The 3,098-nt window shown below is 36.1% G+C and carries 2 protein-coding genes; one reads left to right on the top strand and one right to left on the bottom strand.

The window, feature by feature from the left end; all coding sequences use genetic code 11:
- On the top strand, positions 1-435 hold a 435-nt coding region (locus tag D6734_11045), incomplete at its 5' end, for a hypothetical protein (GenBank protein ID RMF92982.1).
- Positions 436-832: 397 nt separating this feature from the next.
- Here the strand turns inward: D6734_11045 and D6734_11050 are convergent.
- Positions 833-3,082 (bottom strand): thioredoxin domain-containing protein, encoded by a 2,250-nt coding sequence (locus D6734_11050; protein RMF92983.1) that lies wholly within the window; start codon positions 3,080-3,082, stop codon positions 833-835.
- Positions 3,083-3,098: the final 16 nt, after the last annotated feature.

Consider the following 3,098-nt stretch of genomic DNA (forward strand, 5'->3'; position numbering starts at 1 on the left):
CTTTACAAGCACAGTCACCTTTTTAGGTTGATTTATGAACGAATCAAACAGTTGCAGAGTAAAATATCATATACACAGGAGCTAAATCTTAAATATAAAAGTAGTTCTGATTTATGGAAGCAGCGTAAGAATGAATTTAAAGAATTTAAAAAAATATCTGAGGAAAACCATTTTAAATTTCTCTTTATGCTTATTCCATCAATGACTGATTTTGGCGACGCATATCCTTTCAGAAACATTGACGAAAAGATTTTGAGTGAGGCAAAAAGAAATAATTTTCTTGTCTTGGATTTGCTTCCTTTTTTCAAGGGCAGAGACCCTTCTAAACTTTGGATATTGAAAACAGACAAACATCCAAACGCTGAGGGACATAAAATCATTGCTGATGCTCTGTATGAGTTTTTGAAAAAGGAAAAAGCAGTCTGCCTGAATTGATTTCTTTCTCAGAAAATAAAGATATGGAAAAACTTTCCCAGATTTCTACAAGAGTCTTGTATATTTACTTCAGTAAATAAATGCTGGCAATTAATTTCCATATTTTTAAAATCTTGCCCTAATTATGAAAATTCTGCGCGAAGAAATATAAATGTTGAAGATTCTGAAGCAGTATCCTGAAAAGTACCAGCAATAGAATGCCCACAGGTCCCTGCATATTAAACCATTCTTTGGATATAGTTAAGTATTGAGGAATAACGAAAGATATTCCAACTGCTGATTGCCTATCTTTTATTACTTGAACCGTTGACAATTGCAGTCTTTATAGCGGATGCTATGACAAGAATAAAAAAAAGAATATAAAACCAATGTTAACATGAGCAATAAAGTTAGTTTTTTATTTTTCTCCAATGAGTTCAAGCATATTTTTAATATCCGTTGTGGGAAGATTGCAGGCAAAATTCCTACATACATAGGCGGTTGCTTTTCCTTTAAGCGACTTCATATTTGCCACATAAGATGCTAATTTAATTATTTCCGCGTGCTTGGAGTTATCAGGGCGAAAGATGATAACGGTATTTGGGAGATATTTTTTCCATATAGCAGACAGCATTTTTTTTGTGTCACTTGCCTGCATATTGCCGGCAATTACAATTTCAAATCCGGGGTTTATGATATAATCGATTGCAGACATCAAATAAGTGTAGGTATGAGGCGCTGATTCAATTTCACCTGCAAATGCCTTTATGGTTTTTTCAGCAATTTTTCCATATTTTTTATTTCCTGTAATTCTGCTTAACCTTAAAAGATTCATTACTGCTACTGAATTTCCTGACGGTGTTACCCCATCATAGATTTCTTTTATTTTCATTAAAAGTTTTTCACCTTCATTTGATGAGAAAAAAAATCCGCCTTTTTCTTTATCAAAAAAATCATCAATCATTATATCTGACAGATTTAGCGCTTCCTTTAAATAGCGTGTTTCAAAGGTTGATTCATATAATTCAATCAATCCCCAGGTAAGATAAGCGTAATCCTCAAGATGAGCGGCTAATCCCGACTCACCATCGCGATACCGCTTCAGAAGCCTGCCATTATCTTTTCGAAGGTTTGCAAGGATAAAATCTGCCGCTTTTTCTGCTTTTTCTGCATAGGTTTTCTCATTAAGCACAACCGATGCTTTTGCCAGCGAGGCAATCATCAATCCGTTCCAATCTGTCAGAATTTTATCATCTTTGAATGGTTTGATTCTTTTTTCCCGCGCACTGAAAAGTTTTTTCCTGTCTCTTTCAATGCGCTGATGAAGTGATATGGGATTTACTCCTTTCTTTTTGGCGATTGAGGATAATTCATCGCGCAGATAAATAATATTTTTTCCGGTTTTTTCCCCTGTGATTCTGTCATAAAAGTTGCCATCCTCTTCAATATTAAATATTTCAGAAAAAAACTCTCCTTCTCTTTTTCCGAGGACATCAATTATTTCCTTTTTCGACCACAAATAGAATTTTCCTTCTTCACCTTCGCTGTCTGCGTCTTCAGCGCTGTAAAAAGCCCCCTTGGGAGAGGTTAATTCCCGAAATACATATTCATATATTTCCTTTACAGTTTTCACATATAGATTATTGCCCGTTGCCTGATATGCTTCGACATAAGCAAGTGATATCAGTGCCTGGTCGTAAAGCATCTTCTCAAAATGGGGCACAAGCCAGTCGTGGTCGGTAGAATAGCGATGAAAACCGAACCCTATGTGATCATAAATCCCCCCCAATCGCATATTGGTCAATGTTTTTTCCACCATTTCAAGGGCTTGTGCATCTTTTGTTTGATTCCAGTAGCGAATCAGAAACAAAATATTATTAGGTAATGGGAACTTAACTGGCTGGAAAAGAAAACCTCCACTCTTTGAATCAAAACTTGATGAAAGATTGTTGAATGTCTTTATTATAATTTCATTGTCAGGGAAAGGTCCAGGAGATTCAAATGTTAAAGTCGATATTGCAGTATCCCATTCTTTGGCTATATCTAAAATTTTTTTTCTTTCATTTTTCCATGTTTCTGCTATAGAGGGTAAAATCTGAAGAAGACCCGGTTTCCCGAATTGTGCTGTTTTTGAAAAATATGTCCCTGCAAAAAAGGGTTTTTTATCAGGCGTCATTATTATTGTCATAGGCCAGCCGCCGCTGCCTGTTGCCGCTTGGAGAATATTCATATACACCTTATCGATGTCAGGCCTTTCCTCTCTGTCGACTTTAATAGCAACGAAATATTTGTTTAAAATTTTGGCAACTTCTTTACTAGAAAAGGATTCCTCCTCCATTACATGGCACCAGTGGCAGGTGGAATATCCGATAGAGAGGAAAATCGGCTTGTCTTCCTTTCGTGCTTTTTCAAATGCTTCATCTCCCCACGGATACCAATCAACTGGGTTTGTTGCATGCTGAAGGAGATAGGGGCTTTTTTCGAAAATAAGGCGGTTGTATTTGCTTCCGCCGTCGGGAGGCAGATTTTTAATTAATTCTTCTGAAGGCAGATTAAATTGTAACCTGCCTTTATCATCTGCTTTTGTATCAGTGCAGAGAAATAAATCACCGCTTAAAAAGGTAATCAGTATAAGAGGCAATGCAAACTTAATGATGAGTTTTTTCATAATTTTGGCATAAAAA

The organism is Candidatus Schekmanbacteria bacterium (assembly GCA_003695725.1).
In the GTDB taxonomy this organism is placed as follows: Bacteria; Schekmanbacteria; GWA2-38-11; order GWA2-38-11; family J061; genus J061.

Coding starts and splice junctions, on each gene's coding strand:
- D6734_11050 (RMF92983.1), bottom strand. CDS start 3,082: ATGAAAAAACTCATCATTAAGTTTGCATTGCCTCTTATACTGATTACC.